Genomic DNA, 16578 nt, shown 5'->3' on the forward strand with positions numbered 1-16578 from the left:
TTCCCCGCCCCCGTTTTGCTGGTTCTGCGTTACAATACGTGCACTTTTGGCCCCGGAGAGTCACGCATGTCCCATCCCGCGCTGAGACAACTGCGCGCGTTGTCCTTTTTTGACGATACCAGCACGCTTGATAGCGCCCTGCTGGACTGGCTGATGCTGGAAGACTCCATGACCCGCCGCTTTGAAGGCTTTTGTGAGCGGGTGACGGTGGAGATGCTGTTTGAAGGATTTGTCGGCCCTGAGGCGCTCGCGGAAGACGGCGAGTTTTTACCTCATGAGCCGCGCTACTGGCTGCGGGAAATCCTGCTGTGCGGCGACGGCGTACCGTGGCTGGTCGGGCGCACGCTGGTGCCGGAGTCTACACTGTGTGGGCCGGAACTGGCGTTGCAGCAGCTTGGCACCACGCCGCTGGGTCGCTATCTCTTTACGTCATCCACCCTGACGCGTGACTTTATCCAGCCAGGCCGCAGCGACGGGCTCTGGGGGCGGCGCTCCCTGCTACGGTTATCCGGCAAGCCGCTGCTGTTGACCGAACTGTTTTTACCCGCATCACCCTTGTACGGAGAGGAAAAATAATGGAGTGGAGCCTGACGCAGGATAAGCTGCTCGCCTATCACCGCCTGATGCGCACCGATAAGCCGATCGGCGCGTTACTGCTGCTCTGGCCGACGCTGTGGGCGCTCTGGGTGGCGGCCCCCGGCGTACCGCCGCTGTGGATCCTCGCGGTATTTGTCGCGGGTGTCTGGCTGATGCGCGCGGCAGGCTGCGTCGTCAACGATTATGCTGACCGTAAATTCGATGGTCATGTGAAGCGCACGGCGCACCGGCCTTTACCGAGCGGCGCGGTGACGGAGAAAGAGGCGCGCAACCTGTTCGTGATCCTTGTACTGCTGTCATTTCTGCTGGTACTGACGCTGAATGTGAAAACCATTCTGCTCTCGGTTGCGGCGCTGGCGCTGGCCTGGATGTACCCGTTTATGAAGCGCTATACGCACCTGCCTCAGGTGGTGCTGGGCGCGGCGTTTGGCTGGTCGATTCCAATGGCGTTTTGCGCGGTAAGCGAGTCGCTGCCGTTAAGCTGCTGGCTGATGTTTTTCGCCAATATCTGTTGGGCGGTGGCGTACGATACGGAATATGCGATGGTCGATCGCGACGACGATGTGAAAATCGGCGTGAAATCAACGGCCATCCTCTTTGGGCGTCACGATAAACTGATTATCGGGCTTTTGCAGGTTGCCGTGCTGGCGCTACTGGGTGCCGTCGGCTGGCTGAACGGCCTGGGCGCGTTTTTTTATGCCGGGCTGGCGGGCGCGGGCGCGCTGTTTATCTGGCAGCAGAAAATCATCGCTGACCGCGATCGGGACGCCTGCTTCCGCGCGTTTTTAAATAATAACTATGTGGGGCTGTTGGTGTTTATCGGCCTGGCGCTAAGTTATTTAAAGTTTTAAAAAAAGGCGGGTTTCCCCGCCTTTTTGCTCTCATTTGCCAGAACGTATCACTCGCCCGCTAGTGCGGCCGCACTCTCGATAGTCAACCTGACGTCAGACGTCATCAGCTCCGCCAGCATCTGGTATACCTTCATGGTCTCTGCGGGTTCGGCATCCCCGGTATCGCTGATATAACCTTCGTCACGAAGCGTCAGCACCAGCGTTGAGAATACCGCTTTGTCGAAGAATTCCGGCGCGTTGATGCCGTGCAGCACGGAGAGACGCTGCGCCACGGTACGACTCTCTTTTTCCAGCGTGCCGCGGTTGATAGACGGATTGGCGCTCAGCAGCCAGAAGGTGATCGCGTAGCGTTGCAGCGTTTCGCGAACGCCCGCCGCCAGCAACTGCAACGTGCGGGAGCGCGCCGGGTTAACCTGTAACCAGACATCGTCGGCCAGGATAAGCCCCTGCTGCGCCATTTCGTTAATCAGCGCATCGACAACCGCCGCCACTTCTTCTTTTTCCCAGCGCAGGAACAGCTCTGCCTTGAGCATAGGGAACAGCAGTTCAACCTGCTGTTGAACTGCCTCGCGGCTGACACGGCGGTGCTGCGTCACGATGGCGGCGATAAGCGAAGGCAGCACCAGCATGTGCATGATGTTATTGCGATAATAAGTCATCAGCACCGCCTGCTCGCGCGGCAGGATGATGATATCGCCGATAGTGTCTTTCTCGACCTCGAACTTGTTCATCTGCAGAGCGTGCTCGATGAGCTGCGTCGCCGTGGCGTCCGGCACCGTGGCGTCTGGCGCGTACGGCACGTTGCGCAGCAGGCTCAGATAGCACTCCAGCTGTTCGGTCAGTTGCTCGCGGGTTAACGAGCGCTGACGCGACGCCAGCAGCGCGGTGCAGCAAAGGTTCATGGCGTTAGCTGCGCCTGCGTTGTTGATGCGCACCATCAGTTGGGCGGCAATTTCATTCACTGTCGGCGTCAGCCAGGCCGGACGCACCGCTTCGATCGGGTCGATGGCGTCGCGCCACTCCGGCACATGCTGGTTAAGGAAGGTGATAAGCGGCAGCGGTTCGCCGAAATTCACGTAACCCTGGCCTAAATTACGCAGCTTGCTCAGGCCGCGCAGCATCTGCAGCAGGCTCTCTTTTTCTTTGGTGGCGCCACGCAACTCTTTGGCGTAAGTGCCCACTTCCATCACGTGTTCATAGCCGATATAAATCGGCACCAGCGTAATTGGACGCGTGCCGCCGCGCAGCATCGCCTGGATAGTCATGGAGAGCGTGCCGGTTTTCGGGTCAAGCAGACGGCCGGTGCGCGAACGTCCGCCCTCCACAAAATACTCTACCGAATAGCCGCGGCTGAAAAGCTCGCCCAGATATTCACGAAACACCGTCGAATAGAGCTTGTTGCCTTTAAAGGTGCGGCGAATAAAGAAAGCGCCCAGCCGGCGGAAAATCGGCCCGGCTGGCCAGAAATTCAGGTTGATGCCCGCAGCGATGTGCGGCGGCACCAGCCCCTGGTGATAAAGCACATAAGAGAGCAGCAGATAATCCATGTGGCTGCGGTGGCAGGGCACATAAACAATCTCGTGACCATCATGCGCCAGCTGACGCACGCGCTCGGCGTTATGGACGTTGATACCCTGATACAGACGGTTCCAGGTAAAGCCCAGGACGCGATCGGTAATACGAATGGCTTCGTAGGAGAAGTCCGCGGCAATCTCTTCCATCAACGCGACGGCATTCTGCTGGGCTTTCTCATGCGAGATTTTTTTAGTACGCGCTTCATCTTCCACCGCGCGGGCGATGGCTTTTGAAGAGAGCAGCTTGTTAAAGAGATCCTGGCGCGCCGGCAGGCGTGGGCCGACGGCGGCGAGGCGCTGGCGAGCGAAATGCATACGCGCCACGCGGGCCAGCTTCTGGGCGATACGTTTGTCGGTGCCGTGCTCCGTCGCCATGCGACGCAGCGACACGGGCGGCGAGAAACGGACAAAGCTGTCGCGACCAAGCCAGGAGACCGCGAAGAATTTCTGGATGCCGTTCAGCATGCGCAGCGGCGGGTTTTCCACGCCTTTTTCACGGCCCGGCGCACGGCCAAACATCACAGAGACCGGCACCATCTGAACGTCGAGATCCGGGTTGTTGCGGTGCAGGTCGAGATAGTTGTGGAACAGCTTGATCGACTCTTCTTTCGGCGTGTAATAAGTGAACACGCGGGGGCCGCCGTGGATAAACACATAGCGCGGCAGTTCAGTGCCGTCGATAACCAGCGGCTCCAGAGGATCTGGCAGATCGTGCGCCAGGCACTGGGCACGCAGCGTCAGGAGATCCGCCTTCGAGTTATACGGCAGCACATACATGATGGGGCGTGAAGTATCGAGCCCAAGTTCGGGGCAGGGTGCCGCCGGGATGGACTTGCTTTTTACCAGCACGCTTAATGGTAAATTAAGTAATTTGTAGTAAATTCGTGGCCAACCGGACATAAACGATGTAAAGCCTCTGGTTAATAATGCAATTGCGGCGCAAGAATATCAGAAACTCCGTAGAATTTCTGTGGTGCTTCTTTATCGAAGCGCATTAGCATTGACGCCTGAATTTAAAAAAGGTTTCTTGTCATGGCCAATAACACCACGGGGTTAACCCGAATTATTAAAGCAGCAGGCTATTCCTGGAAGGGATTGCGCGCTGCCTGGAAAAATGAAGCTGCGTTTCGCCAGGAGGCGGTCGCCGTTATTGCAGCAATTATTATCGCTTGCTGGCTGGACGTCGACCCGATGACCCGTTTGTTCCTTATTAGCTCCGTTATGCTGGTGATGATCGTTGAGATCCTTAACAGCGCCATCGAAGCGGTGGTGGATCGCATTGGCCCTGAATTTCATGAACTTTCGGGGCGCGCCAAGGACATGGGGTCCGCCGCGGTACTGCTGTCGATTATCCTCGCGCTGGTCGTGTGGGTCACGCTGCTCTGGCAGCATTTGCGATAAGTTTTCCAGAAATTGCTAAAGAAGCGCTTTTTTAACCGGTTATGGTTTTAAAATCGCCTTTAGCTGTATATACTCACAGCATCACTGTATATGCACCCAGGGGGCGGAATGAAAGCATTAACTACCAGGCAACAAGAGGTGTTTGATCTCATTCGGGATCACATCAGCCAGACCGGCATGCCGCCTACGCGCGCGGAGATTGCGCAACGTCTGGGTTTCCGTTCGCCTAACGCGGCGGAAGAGCATCTTAAAGCGCTGGCGCGCAAAGGGGTGCTTGAGATTGTTTCCGGCGCGTCGCGCGGTATTCGTCTGCTGCAGGAAGAAGAAAACGGTCTGCCGCTGGTGGGGCGTGTCGCGGCGGGCGAGCCGCTGCTGGCGCAGCAGCATATCGAAGGCCACTATCAGGTTGACCCGGGCCTGTTTAAGCCGAATGCGGATTTCCTGCTGCGCGTAAGCGGGATGTCGATGAAAGATATCGGAATTATGGACGGCGATCTGTTAGCAGTTCATAAAACGCAGGATGTGCGCAACGGCCAGGTCGTTGTGGCGCGCATTGACGATGAAGTAACGGTAAAGCGCCTGAAAAAACAGGGCAATGTCGTTGAGCTGCTGCCAGAAAATAACGAGTTCAAACCTATCGTTGTCGATCTGCGCGAGCACAACTTCTCTATCGAAGGCCTGGCGGTCGGCGTTATTCGCAACGGCGAGTGGCTCTGACAGCTTTCCCGGCTTCGTAACGCTTCATTACCGTAACTGGCCCGCCCCGGTTACGGTAATGACTCTCCTGCTCCGCTAATTTTATACACGGTTTTCTTCGCGTAACGGCATCGGAACGCCATATGCCTTTTCTGACCTCTACCGACAAAGCCCTCTGGCGCCTCGCGCTGCCAATGATATTCTCCAATATCACTGTGCCCTTGCTCGGGCTGGTGGATACCGCGGTAATCGGCCATCTCGACAGCCCCGTTTATCTGGGCGGCGTCGCGGTCGGCGCGACCGCCACCAGTTTTCTCTTTATGCTGCTGCTCTTTTTGCGCATGAGCACCACCGGCCTTACCGCACAGGCGTTCGGCGCGCGCGATCCGGCGGCGCTGGCCCGCGCGCTGGTGCAGCCAATGGCGCTGGCGCTTCTCGCAGGTACGCTGATTATCGCGCTACGCGAGCCGCTGATTGCTCTGGCGCTACATATCACAGGCGGTAGCGACGCCGTGCTGACGCAGGCACGACGATTTCTGGAGATTCGCTGGCTGAGCGCGCCCGCGTCGCTGGCGAACCTGGTTTTGCTGGGATGGCTGCTTGGCGTGCAGTACGCAAGAGCGCCAGTCATTCTGCTCGTCGTCGGCAACCTGCTTAATATCGCGCTCGATCTCTGGTTTGTGATGGGGCTTGGCCTGAACGTGCAGGGCGCAGCGCTCGCGACCGCCATCGCAGAGTACGCGACGCTTGGCATCGGGCTGATAATGGCAGTCCGTGTGCTGCGCCTGCGTGGTATTACGCTCGCGATGCTGAAAACCGCCTGGCGCGGCGGCATCGGCAGGCTACTGGCGCTGAACCGGGATATCATGCTGCGCTCGCTGCTGCTGCAACTCTGTTTCGCGTCTGTTACCGTTTTCGGCGCGCGGCTCGGCAGCGATATTGTTGCCGTTAACGCGCTCCTGATGACCTTGCTCACGTTCACTGCCTATGCGCTCGACGGGTTCGCCTACGCAGTGGAAGCCCATGCCGGGCAGGCGTTTGGCGCAAAGGATAAATCGCAGCTGCACAGCGTCTGGCGCGCGGCGTGCCGACAGGCTGGAATGGTGGCGCTCGCGTTTGCGTTGATGTACGCCATCGCGGGGCAGCAGATCGTGTCGCTGTTAACCTCTCTGCCTTCGCTGCAGGCGCTGGCGCAACCCTATCTCTTCTGGCAGGTGATCCTGCCTGTTGTCGGCGTCTGGTGTTATCTGCTGGACGGGATGTTTATCGGCGCGACGCGCGGGGCGGAGATGCGCAACAGTATGGCTGTCGCGGCGCTGGGGTTTGGCCTCACGCTGCTGACGCTCCCGAGTCTCGGCAACCACGGGCTGTGGCTGGCGCTCACCGTTTTTCTGGCGCTGCGCGGACTGTCGCTCGGCTATTTATGGCGTCGCGGCCGCCTGCTGCACTAAGCTTTTCCGCTACGATAACGCTGACGTGACAACCGATAGATTATCCGTGTCAGCGCTTCGTTATGGTTAAAGATTCTGAATATCCCGCCACGGTTAAAATTGACGTCTAAAATAAGTAGTACGTTCAGCAAATGATGAAGACAACTCTGGCTGAGCCCCCACAGGAAAACCTGTGAGACTGATTCACTACCGAATGTTAAAGGAGACGTCTATGAACAGAGATGAAGCTGGCGGTAACTGGAAACAGTTTAAAGGTAAAGTGAAAGAACAATGGGGTAAATTAACCGACGATGATATGACTATCATCGAAGGGAAACGTGACCAGCTGGTAGGTAAAATCCAGGAACGTTACGGTTACGCGAAAGATGAAGCCGACAAGGAAGTGACTGACTGGGAATCTCGCCACGATTACCGCTGGTAATCGGCTGGCTACCACCTCAACGGTATTATTTCCCTGAGGCTGCCCTGCCCACCGGTACAAGGATGTACCACCCGCCTGGTTTAACGCGCTTTCTTTTTCACTGTAATGCTGTGGTCATGCCCGCATTGCCCCTGATGGCGACACGCTTCCACTTCCGCGCAGGCCGCGCAAAGACCATGTGCTTCGATAACATTATGGCGCAGCGCAAAGCCCATTTTTGCCGCAAGCGCATGCATAATATCTTCCACCCCTTCTGCCGCTTCTTCTTTCACCACGCCGCAACGCCCACAGATAAACATCGCTGAAGTATGCGCCGGGTTGTCGAACAGATGACACAGCACGTAGCTGTTGGTGGACTCCACCTTATGCACAAAACCTTGCTCAAGCAAAAAATCGAGCGCGCGATAGACGGTCGGCGGTTTCGCCTGCGGTTCGGTTGCGCGCAGTAGATCGAGCAGATCATAAGCACTGATGGCGCCTGGCTGTAGCGTCATTAAACGCAGCACTTCGAGGCGCTGCGGAGTCAGGCGCACATTACGTTGCTGGCAGAGCTTTTCAGCCTGCGCCAGAACTTCCTGCGAAATCGTCGTATCCATCGGCATCCTCTATGAATCATGATTAAGTCATCACTTTATCATGAACCGGCCAAAACACCGACATCCCGGCTGTGTTATACCTTTCAGGTAACTTATCTGGAGGTGTCTATGCAAGCTCGGCCTGATTGTATTTGTCACTGGCAGGATGTGGAGGGCAGCGACGACGCGGCTTATCCCGACAGCAATGAACGCATGTCTGTCGGCGCGCCGCTGGCGAAACGGACGGGCCTGACGCGGCTCGGCATTCATCATGAGCGCCTGCCGCCGGGGCGTCGCACGTCTTACCCACACGCCGAAAGTAGCGAAGAAGAGTTTGTTTATGTGCTGGAAGGGTTTCCGGACGTCTGGCTTAACGGTGAGCTCTGGCCGTTAAAACCGGGTGACAGCGTCGGCTTTCCGGCTGGTACCGGCCTCTGTCACACCTTCATTAATAATACCGATAGTGAAGTACGCCTTTTGGTGGTGGGCGAGGCGAACAAACCGGAAAACCGCATCTATTACCCGCTCAACGGCGCCTATGCCGCCACCCGGCCAGACCGCTGGATCGATCACCCGCCACAATTTTTCGGTCCGCACGATGGCTTACCTACACGAATTAAGAAGCCTAATCTATAAATAATGAGGGCGATCACGAAACGAGCCCGGAATTGCCGTTGAGACAAAGCCTCAACCTCTGGCGTAGTGCGTTCTTCACAACAGAAATCGTCTCTGTCTGGCAAAGGCAGAGGATGTCCTTCATGTTGATAATAAGCGGGTAAACTGTGAAAAATATAATCAAACCTTCAGTGGCAGCCGTCGCCCTTTCTATGGTGATAGCAAATCAGGCGAGTGCGGCAAATACCTGGGCGCAGGCCCGTAACGATGCAATGGGCGGAACCGGCGTCGCGTCAGCCGATTACGGCAGCGGCGTGCTGATTAACCCGGCGTTACTGGCGCGTTCTCAACCGGATGATGACATTACTGTGATTCTCCCGGCATTACAGGCGCAAATTACCGATAAAGACAATCTTGAAGATGAAATCGACCATATCAGCGATCGCGTCGATTATTATCGCGATGTGGTGAACAGCCTGACGCCAGGGGATATCGCCGCCGATCCTATCGGCACGCTGCGCCAGTTCCAGGGCGCGGCGGGCGAGCTTGGCGACGAGCTGGAAAACCTGCGCGGCAAATCGGCCAACGCGCGCGCGGCGGGCGGTATCGCTGTGAGTATCCCCAACGACGTGCTGGCGGTGGCATTTGTGGCGAAAGCCTATGCGCACGCGCGCGTCAGCACCCGGGTGGATCAGAGCGATATCGACTACCTGCGCCGCATTGAAAATGACGATCTTTACGCGGGCGGGCAGATAATCAACGCGGCGATCAATGGCTCCGACACGATAACCGATCGCCTGACCTCCTCGGCGTTTGGCCGTGCGGCGATCGTCTCCGATTACGGCGTGGCGTTCGCTCGCCAGTTCCAGCTGGGCGACGTGCCGGTGTCAGTTGGCGTCACGCCGAAGCTGCAAAAAACCTGGCTCTATAACTACTCGGTCTCAATTTATAACTATAAGAGCAGCGACTGGGACAGCGATCGCTACCGCAATGATGACACCGGCTTTAACGTCGACGCTGGCCTGGCGGCGGATTTCGGCGAAAACTGGACGGTGGGCCTGAGCGGGCAGAACCTGCTTTCGCGCGATATCGATACCAAAGAGGTTAATGGCTTTAAAGATACCTATGAGATCTCGCCGCTGGTAACCGCCGGTGTGGCCTGGCATAACGATCTGGTGACGCTGAGCGCCGATGGCGATCTGACGGAAACCAAAGGCTTTAAGAGCGAAGAGAACTCACAGTTTGTCGGCGTCGGCGCTGAAGTGCGTCCGCTTAGCTGGCTGGCGGTGCGCGGCGGTTTCCGTGCCGACGTGAAGGATAACGAAAGCAATGTGTTTACGGCGGGTGTTGGTTTCGCGCCGTTCAACCGCGTGCATCTCGATCTCACCGGGATCGTCGGCGAAGACGAAACCTGGGGCGCAGGCGCGCAGCTGAGCCTGACCTTCTGATCCTTTGCAGGGGCGCTGTGCGCCCCTGCCTGAAGTTTGTGCTATAGTAGCGCCCCTTTTTCAGCCCGAACTTCGACTCGCTTAGCTACTATGACGTCCACATCCCGTAACGCTTTTTCCGCCCATCGTTTTTCCATCGCGCCCATGCTCGACTGGACCGATCGCCACTGCCGCTATTTCCTGCGCCAGCTCTCTTCGCAGGTGCTGCTGTATACCGAAATGGTGACGACCGGTGCCATCATCCATGGCAAAGGTGACTATCTCGCCTATAGCGAAGAGGAACATCCGGTGGCGTTACAGCTTGGCGGAAGCGATCCGGCGGCGCTGGCGCACTGCGCGAAGCTTGCCGAAGCGCGCGGCTATGATGAGATCAACCTGAACGTCGGCTGCCCGTCTGACCGCGTGCAGAATGGCCGCTTCGGCGCGTGCCTGATGGGCGAGGCGCAGCTGGTTGCCGACTGCATTAAGGCGATGCGCGATGTGGTTTCCATTCCTGTGACGGTCAAAACCCGCATCGGCATCGATGAGCAGGACAGCTACGAATTCCTCTGCGATTTCGTCGGTACTGTGGCGGAGCAGGGCGGCTGCGACACTTTTATAATCCACGCGCGTAAAGCGTGGCTGTCTGGCCTGAGTCCAAAAGAAAACCGTGAGATCCCGCCGCTCGATTACCCGCGCGTTTATCAGCTCAAGCGCGATTTCCCGCAGCTTACAATGTCGATAAACGGCGGCATCAAAACGCTGGACGAGGTGAAAACCCATCTGGCGCATATGGATGGCGTAATGGTGGGCCGTGAGGCCTACCAGAATCCTGGCCTGCTGGCATCGGTCGACCGTGACATTTTCGGGCTTGATACGCCGGACGCCGACCCGGTCGCGGTGGTGCGCGCGATGTATCCGTACATCGAGCGTGAACTGGCGAACGGCACTTATTTAGGCCACGTCACCCGTCATATGCTCGGGCTGTTCCAGGGGATCCCGGGCGCGCGCCAGTGGCGACGCTACCTGAGCGAAAATGCCCACAAGCCAGGCGCAGATATCAATGTACTGGAGCAGGCGCTGAAGCTGGTGGCCGACAAGCGCTGATCTTCGCCATAATATGGTTAATTTCACTAACGCCTCCGGCTGCCACCGGGGGCGTTTCTTTTTAATTCAACAGGTTAATTCTGGCACGAATCTTGTAATAGCAGGGCATAACGTTTCAAAGGAGAACGAGAATGTTTGAACTGCTGTTTGTGGTGGCCTTTTTCCTGATGCTGCTGGCAACGGGCGTATCGCTGCTCGGCATCATCGCCGCGCTGATGGTGGCGACGCTGGTAATGTTTTTCGGTGGCGTATTCGCGCTGATGATTAAAGTGCTGCCGTGGCTGTTGCTGGCAGTCGCTGTCGTCTGGGTGATCCGCAGCGTGAAGGCCCCGAAAGTGCCGGATTATCGCCGCACCTCACGCTATAGCCGGGCGAACCGCTGGCGTTACTGATAAGTTGCGGGGTTGATCACAACCCTGCAACTTTCCGGCGGGCTTTCAGTCGAAAGCCATATTATTTGCTTATTCAATCTGTCAATATGTCCGCCGTATGACAGAATTCATCAGCGCTGTACCCTACAACCAGCGCGACAATAAAAAAGAAAGGGCTTCCTGCGGGAAGCCCTAATTCTTTCAGGGAATCAATAAGCTGGAGCCTTGTGTACTGCGGCTCTCCAGCGTCTGATGCGCGCGCGTAGCCTCTTCCAGCGCGAATTTCTGGCTGTCGGCCACATCCACTTTAATCACGCCGCTTGCGATCAGCGAAAAGAGCTCGTTGCTGGCTTCTTCCAGTTCGGCACGATTCGTTAAATAGCCGTTAAGCGACGGGCGCGTTACGTAAAGCGAGCCTTTCTGGTTGAGGATCCCCAGGTTCACGCCGGTGACCGGGCCGGAGGAGTTGCCGAAGCTCACCATCAGGCCACGCCGCTGCAGGCAGTCGAGCGACGATTCCCACGTCTCTTTACCGACCGAGTCATACACCACGCGCACCTTTTTCCCGCCGGTCAACTCACGCACTCGCTCGGGCACGCTCTCTTCACGATAGTTAATCAGCTCCCAGGCGCCCGCCTGTTTCGCACGCTGGGCTTTTTCCGCCGAGCCGACGGTGCCGATAAGCCGCGCGCCAAGCGCTTTGGCCCACTGACAGGCGATAAGCCCGACGCCGCCTGCGGCCGCATGAAACAGAAACATCTCGTCGGGTTTAATTTCATAGGTTTTGCGCAGCAGATAAAAGACGGTCAGCCCTTTTAAAAAGCAGGCCGCCGCCTGTTCAAAGGAGATAACGTCCGGCAGCACGACGGCTTTGTCCGCCGGGACATTGTGCACTGAACTGTAGGCGCCGAGCGCCGACTGGGCGTAAACCACGCGATCGCCAGGTTTGAGGTGCGTCACGCCGCTCCCGACTTTGGTGACGACGCCTGCGGCCTCAGTGCCAAGCCCTGCCGGAAGCGCTGGCGGCGGGTAAAGTCCGCTGCGAATATAGGTGTCGATATAGTTGATGCCGATGGCTTTGTTTTCCACCTGGACTTCAAGCTCGTCCGGGTCGGCCGGGGTGAACGTCACCGCTTTTAACACTTCTGGTCCGCCATGCTGGCTGAACTCAATACGCGTCGCCATAGGAACTCCTTGTTAAGTGTCGGGCATGAACGCGGGAGCGTGCAAACTGAGTACAAAACGACTCAGATCAGATACACTCCACATTCTCTCTGATGATGATTTTTGGTAACTCCATTCACTATGGCAGGAAATAAACCCTTCAACAAACCTACTGAACCTCGTGACCCGCAGGTCGCCGGGCTGAAAATGCCGCCGCATTCCATGGAGGCGGAACAGTCGGTGTTGGGCGGTTTAATGCTGGATAACGAGCGCTGGGACGATGTGGCCGAGCGCGTCGTGGCCGAGGATTTCTACACCCGCCAGCACCGCATGATCTTCACCGAAATGCATCGCCTGCAGGAGATGGGCAAACCCATCGATCTGATCACGCTGTCGGAATCGCTGGAGCTACAAGGGCAGCTGGAAAGCGTCGGCGGCTTCGCCTACCTCGCGGAGCTTTCCAAGAACACCCCCAGTGCCGCGAATATCAGCGCCTATGCTGATATCGTGCGAGAACGCGCGGTGGTGCGCGACATGATTTCGGTCGCCAATGAGATTGCCGACGCCGGCTACGATCCGCAGGGCCGCACCAGTGAGGATCTGCTTGATCTCGCCGAATCGCGCGTATTCCAGATAGCCGAAAACCGCGCCAATAAAGACGAAGGCCCGAAGAGTATCGATCAGATCCTCGAAGCCACCGTCGCGCGCATCGAAACGCTTTACCAGCAGCCGCATGACGGCGTGACGGGCGTCGATACCGGCTATCAGGATCTCAATAAAAAGACCGCGGGCTTACAGCGCTCGGATCTGATCATCGTGGCGGCGCGCCCATCAATGGGTAAAACCACCTTCGCCATGAACCTGTGCGAAAACGCCGCGATGCTGCAGGATAAACCGGTGCTGATTTTCTCCCTTGAGATGCCCGGCGAGCAGATTATGATGCGTATGCTGGCATCGCTCTCCCGCGTCGATCAGACGCGCATTCGTACCGGCCAGCTGGACGATGAGGACTGGGCGCGCATTTCCGGTACCATGGGTATTCTGCTTGAGAAGCGCAATATGTATATTGACGACTCCTCCGGCCTGACCCCGACAGAAGTGCGCTCCCGCGCGCGCCGCATCTACCGTGAGCACGGCGGCTTAAGCCTGATTATGATCGACTACCTGCAACTGATGCGCGTGCCGTCGCTCTCTGATAACCGAACGCTGGAAATTGCCGAGATTTCGCGCTCGCTGAAAGCGCTGGCGAAGGAGCTTCAGGTGCCGGTGGTGGCGCTCTCGCAGCTTAACCGCTCGCTGGAACAGCGCGCCGACAAGCGCCCGGTGAACTCGGATTTGCGTGAATCCGGCTCCATCGAGCAGGACGCCGACCTTATCATGTTCATCTACCGTGATGAGGTGTATCACGAGAACAGCGATTTAAAAGGCATCGCGGAGATCATTATCGGTAAGCAGCGTAACGGCCCTATCGGCACGGTGCGCCTGACGTTTAATGGGCAGTGGTCGCGGTTTGATAACTACGCTGGCCCTCAGTACGACGACGAATGATTAATTTGGCTATTTTACTTGCGATTGCGGGCTTGGGCAGTGCTCGCCATCCTCACGTATTTCAGTACGCTCCGGTGGCTGCGCGCTGGCCGCACCCGAACTCGCTGCGCCAATAACGCCAAATTGTCTGTAGCTTAAAAGTTAAAACACCAAAACAACTGCAAGGAAAGTCAATGCAAGCGGCAACTGTGGTAGTAAACCGCCGCGCTCTGCGTCACAACCTGCAACGCCTGCGTGAACTGGCGCCCGCCAGTAAGCTGGTTGCGGTGGTGAAGGCAAACGCCTATGGACACGGTCTCCTTGAGACCGCCCGCACTCTTCCTGATGCCGACGCGTTCGGCGTAGCCCGCCTTGAAGAGGCGCTGCGTCTGCGTGAAGGCGGTATTACGCAACCCGTTCTCCTGCTGGAAGGTTTTTTTAACGCCAGCGATCTGCCGGTTATCGCTGCGCAGCATCTGCACACCGCCGTGCATAGCGAAGAACAGCTGGCGGCGCTGGAGCAGGCGGCGCTGTCGGAGCCGGTGACTGTCTGGATGAAACTCGATACCGGCATGCACCGCTTAGGCGTGCGTCCGGAGGCGGCGCAGGCATTTTACGACCGGCTCGCGGCCTGTAAAAACGTGCGTCAGCCGGTGAATGTAGTAAGTCATTTCGCCCGCGCCGACGAGCCAGAATGCGGCGCCACCGAGCGTCAGCTGGATATTTTCAACAGCTTTACGCATGACAAACCCGGCAAGCGCTCTATTGCGGCGTCCGGCGGCATTCTGTTCTGGCCGCAGTCGCACTTCGACTGGGTGCGCCCCGGCATTATCCTTTATGGCGTGTCGCCGCTGGATACGCATCCGTGGGGCGCGGAGCTGGGCTTTCAGCCCGCGATGTCACTCATTTCAAGCCTGATCGCCGTACGCGACCATAAAGCGGGCGAGCCGGTAGGTTATGGCGGCACATGGGTGAGCGAGCGCGATACGCGGCTTGGCGTAGTGGCGATGGGCTACGGCGATGGCTATCCGCGCTGCGCGCCCACCGGTACGCCGGTGCTGGTTAATGGCCGCGAAGTGCCGATCGTTGGGCGCGTGGCGATGGATATGATTTGTGTGGATTTAGGCCCAGGCGCGCAGGAAAAAGCGGGCGATAGCGTCATCCTGTGGGGCGACGGCCTGCCGGTCGAACGCATCGCCAAAGTAACAGATGTGAGCGCTTACGAACTTGTCACGCGGCTCACTTCGCGGGTTGCGATGCGTTACGAGGATTGAACGTCACGCAGCGCGTTAATGGCTGGCGGCAGGCGCGCTGCGCTTAACTATCCCGCGTATCTGGCTAATAGAGTGATAGAGGATTATCGGGCGGGTAAGCGCAGCGCCCCCGCCATCTTCGCTTATCCTCTGTCTGCATTTACCCGCTCTCTGCCGCCCCCTGATCTTTGCGCTGCGAATCAACCATATCCCGCTCGATCTGCCGCGCTATCCGGTTTATTGTGGACAAACATCACACCGTAAATCTGGAGAACCAAGCGTGTTTCAGAATGTTGACGCCTACGCCGGCGACCCCATCCTTTCGCTCATGGAACGCTTTAAAGAAGACTCGCGTGGCGACAAAGTGAACCTGAGTATCGGCCTCTATTACAACGAACAGGGCATTATCCCGCAGCTACAGGCCGTAACGCAGGCTGAGGCACGTCTTAACGCGCAGCCGCACGGCGCTTCGCTTTATCTCCCGATGGAAGGGCTTAACGCCTACCGCGGCGCCATCGCGCCGCTGTTGTTCGGCGCCGATCATCCGGCTCTGACCGCGGGCCGTATCGCCAGCATTCAGACGGTAGGCGGGTCGGGCGCGCTGAAAATCGGCGCCGATTTCCTTAAGCGTTACTTCCCACATTCCCGCGTCTGGGTGAGCGATCCCACCTGGGAAAACCACGTCGCGATTTTCAGCGGCGCTGGCTTTGAAGTAAGCACTTACCCCTGGTTTGATGAGGAAACCAACGGCGTGCGTTTCGACGCGCTGCTGGCAACGCTCAACACGCTGCCTGCGCGCGACATCGTGCTGCTGCATCCGTGCTGCCATAACCCGACCGGCGCCGATCTTACCAACGCCCAGTGGGATGCGGTGGTCGAGGTGCTGAAAGCGCGTGAACTGATCCCATTCCTGGATATCGCCTATCAGGGCTTTGGCGCGGGGATGGAAGAAGACGCGTACGCGATCCGCGCTATTGCCAGCGCCGGTCTCCCCGCGTTAGTCAGCAATTCGTTTTCGAAAATCTTTTCGCTGTATGGCGAGCGCGTGGGCGGGCTGTCGGTGGTCTGTGACGACGCGCAAACCGCCGCGCGCGTGCTTGGCCAGCTCAAAGCGACCGTGCGACGCAACTACTCCAGCCCGCCGAATTTCGGCGCGCAGGTGGTCGCGACCGTGCTTACCGACGCCGCGCTGAAAGCGCAGTGGCTCGCGGAAGTTGAGGCGATGCGCTGTCGCATTCTGGAGATGCGCCAGGCGCTGGTGGAAGTGCTGAAAACCGAAGTGCCGGGGCGTAATTTCGATTACCTGCTGAAGCAGCGCGGCATGTTCAGCTATACCGGCCTCAGCGCCGCGCAGGTTGACCGTCTTCGTGACGAGTTCGGTGTTTATCTCATCAGCAGCGGTCGTATGTGCGTGGCGGGTCTTAACCGCAGCAACGTGCAGCAGGTTGCGCAGGCGTTCGCCGCCGTCATGTAACTTTTCTCAAAGCGCTGCTTCGCAGCGCTTTTTCCTCTTTTAACGCCACCGGGATTGCGTCAATTCTTAATGAT

Annotated in this window: 16 protein-coding genes; 13 read left to right on the forward strand and 3 right to left on the reverse strand. The window is 57.8% G+C overall.

The window, feature by feature from the left end:
* The first annotated feature begins 66 nt into the window (after positions 1–66).
* Both ubiC and ubiA read left to right on the forward strand, forming a co-directional pair.
* Complete coding sequence (ubiC, locus tag AFK63_RS00765) at positions 67–576, forward strand: chorismate lyase (protein ID WP_038867328.1); 510 nt, start codon at positions 67–69, stop codon at positions 574–576.
* Entirely contained in the window at positions 576–1448 is an 873-nt protein-coding gene (ubiA, locus tag AFK63_RS00770; RefSeq protein ID WP_038867330.1) for a 4-hydroxybenzoate octaprenyltransferase, read from the forward strand. The genes ubiC and ubiA overlap by 1 nt, the downstream gene beginning before the upstream one ends.
* A 47-nt stretch (positions 1449–1495) precedes the next feature.
* On the opposite strand, the gene plsB is transcribed toward ubiA, so the two are convergent.
* Complete coding sequence (plsB, locus tag AFK63_RS00775) at positions 1496–3922, reverse strand: glycerol-3-phosphate 1-O-acyltransferase PlsB (protein WP_038867332.1); 2427 nt, start codon at positions 3920–3922, stop codon at positions 1496–1498.
* A gap of 132 nt (positions 3923–4054) precedes the next feature.
* Between plsB and AFK63_RS00780 the strand changes: the two genes are divergently transcribed.
* From AFK63_RS00780 to AFK63_RS00795, 4 genes are all read left to right on the forward strand, one after another.
* The gene (locus tag AFK63_RS00780; RefSeq protein WP_038867334.1) at positions 4055–4423 is read left to right on the forward strand and encodes a diacylglycerol kinase; all 369 of its coding nucleotides are present in this window, start codon (positions 4055–4057) and stop codon (positions 4421–4423) included.
* A 108-nt stretch (positions 4424–4531) separates the two neighbouring features.
* Positions 4532–5140, forward strand: a complete 609-nt coding sequence (gene lexA / locus AFK63_RS00785; RefSeq protein ID WP_038867337.1) for a transcriptional repressor LexA — start codon at positions 4532–4534, stop codon at positions 5138–5140.
* A 122-nt stretch (positions 5141–5262) separates the two neighbouring features.
* Positions 5263–6570 (forward strand): MATE family efflux transporter DinF, encoded by a 1308-nt coding sequence (gene dinF / locus AFK63_RS00790; RefSeq protein WP_038867339.1) that lies wholly within the window; start codon positions 5263–5265, stop codon positions 6568–6570.
* Positions 6571–6781: 211 nt separating this feature from the next.
* The gene (locus tag AFK63_RS00795) at positions 6782–6991 is read left to right on the forward strand and encodes a CsbD family protein (protein ID WP_004388591.1); all 210 of its coding nucleotides are present in this window, start codon (positions 6782–6784) and stop codon (positions 6989–6991) included.
* A gap of 80 nt (positions 6992–7071) precedes the next feature.
* Here AFK63_RS00795 and zur read toward each other — a convergent pair whose 3' ends face one another.
* Entirely contained in the window at positions 7072–7587 is a 516-nt protein-coding gene (zur, locus tag AFK63_RS00800; RefSeq protein ID WP_038867342.1) for a zinc uptake transcriptional repressor Zur, read from the reverse strand.
* Positions 7588–7695: 108 nt separating this feature from the next.
* Here zur and AFK63_RS00805 point away from each other — a divergent pair, with 108 nt between their 5' ends.
* From AFK63_RS00805 to pspG, 4 genes are all read left to right on the forward strand, one after another.
* Positions 7696–8202, forward strand: a complete 507-nt coding sequence (locus AFK63_RS00805) for a cupin domain-containing protein (RefSeq protein WP_038867345.1) — start codon at positions 7696–7698, stop codon at positions 8200–8202.
* 146 nt (positions 8203–8348) lie between these two features.
* Positions 8349–9629 carry a conjugal transfer protein TraF gene (locus AFK63_RS00810; RefSeq protein ID WP_038867347.1) on the forward strand — a complete coding sequence of 427 codons (1281 nt, stop codon included), beginning with the start codon at positions 8349–8351 and terminating at the stop codon, positions 9627–9629.
* Positions 9630–9719: 90 nt separating this feature from the next.
* Positions 9720–10715: a tRNA dihydrouridine(20/20a) synthase DusA gene (gene dusA / locus AFK63_RS00815; protein ID WP_038867350.1), complete on the forward strand. Its 996-nt coding sequence runs from the start codon at positions 9720–9722 to the stop codon at positions 10713–10715.
* 131 nt (positions 10716–10846) lie between these two features.
* The gene (gene pspG, locus AFK63_RS00820) at positions 10847–11107 is read left to right on the forward strand and encodes an envelope stress response protein PspG (RefSeq protein WP_007752812.1); all 261 of its coding nucleotides are present in this window, start codon (positions 10847–10849) and stop codon (positions 11105–11107) included.
* 180 nt (positions 11108–11287) lie between these two features.
* Here the strand turns inward: pspG and AFK63_RS00825 are convergent, their stop codons facing one another.
* Positions 11288–12271, reverse strand: a complete 984-nt coding sequence (locus tag AFK63_RS00825) for a quinone oxidoreductase (protein WP_038867353.1) — start codon at positions 12269–12271, stop codon at positions 11288–11290.
* A gap of 120 nt (positions 12272–12391) precedes the next feature.
* Between AFK63_RS00825 and dnaB the strand changes: the two genes are divergently transcribed.
* The 3 genes from dnaB to tyrB all read left to right on the forward strand — a co-directional run bounded on the left by dnaB (position 12392) and on the right by tyrB (position 16504).
* Positions 12392–13798 (forward strand): replicative DNA helicase, encoded by a 1407-nt coding sequence (dnaB, locus tag AFK63_RS00830; RefSeq protein ID WP_004388597.1) that lies wholly within the window; start codon positions 12392–12394, stop codon positions 13796–13798.
* Between the two features lie 173 nt (positions 13799–13971).
* Positions 13972–15051 (forward strand): alanine racemase, encoded by a 1080-nt coding sequence (gene alr / locus AFK63_RS00835; RefSeq protein WP_038867355.1) that lies wholly within the window; start codon positions 13972–13974, stop codon positions 15049–15051.
* Between the two features lie 259 nt (positions 15052–15310).
* Entirely contained in the window at positions 15311–16504 is a 1194-nt protein-coding gene (gene tyrB, locus AFK63_RS00840; RefSeq protein ID WP_038867357.1) for an aromatic amino acid transaminase, read from the forward strand.
* Positions 16505–16578 lie beyond the last annotated feature (74 nt).

The organism is Cronobacter muytjensii ATCC 51329 (genome assembly GCF_001277195.1).
GTDB classification, from domain to species: Bacteria; Pseudomonadota; Gammaproteobacteria; order Enterobacterales; family Enterobacteriaceae; genus Cronobacter; species Cronobacter muytjensii.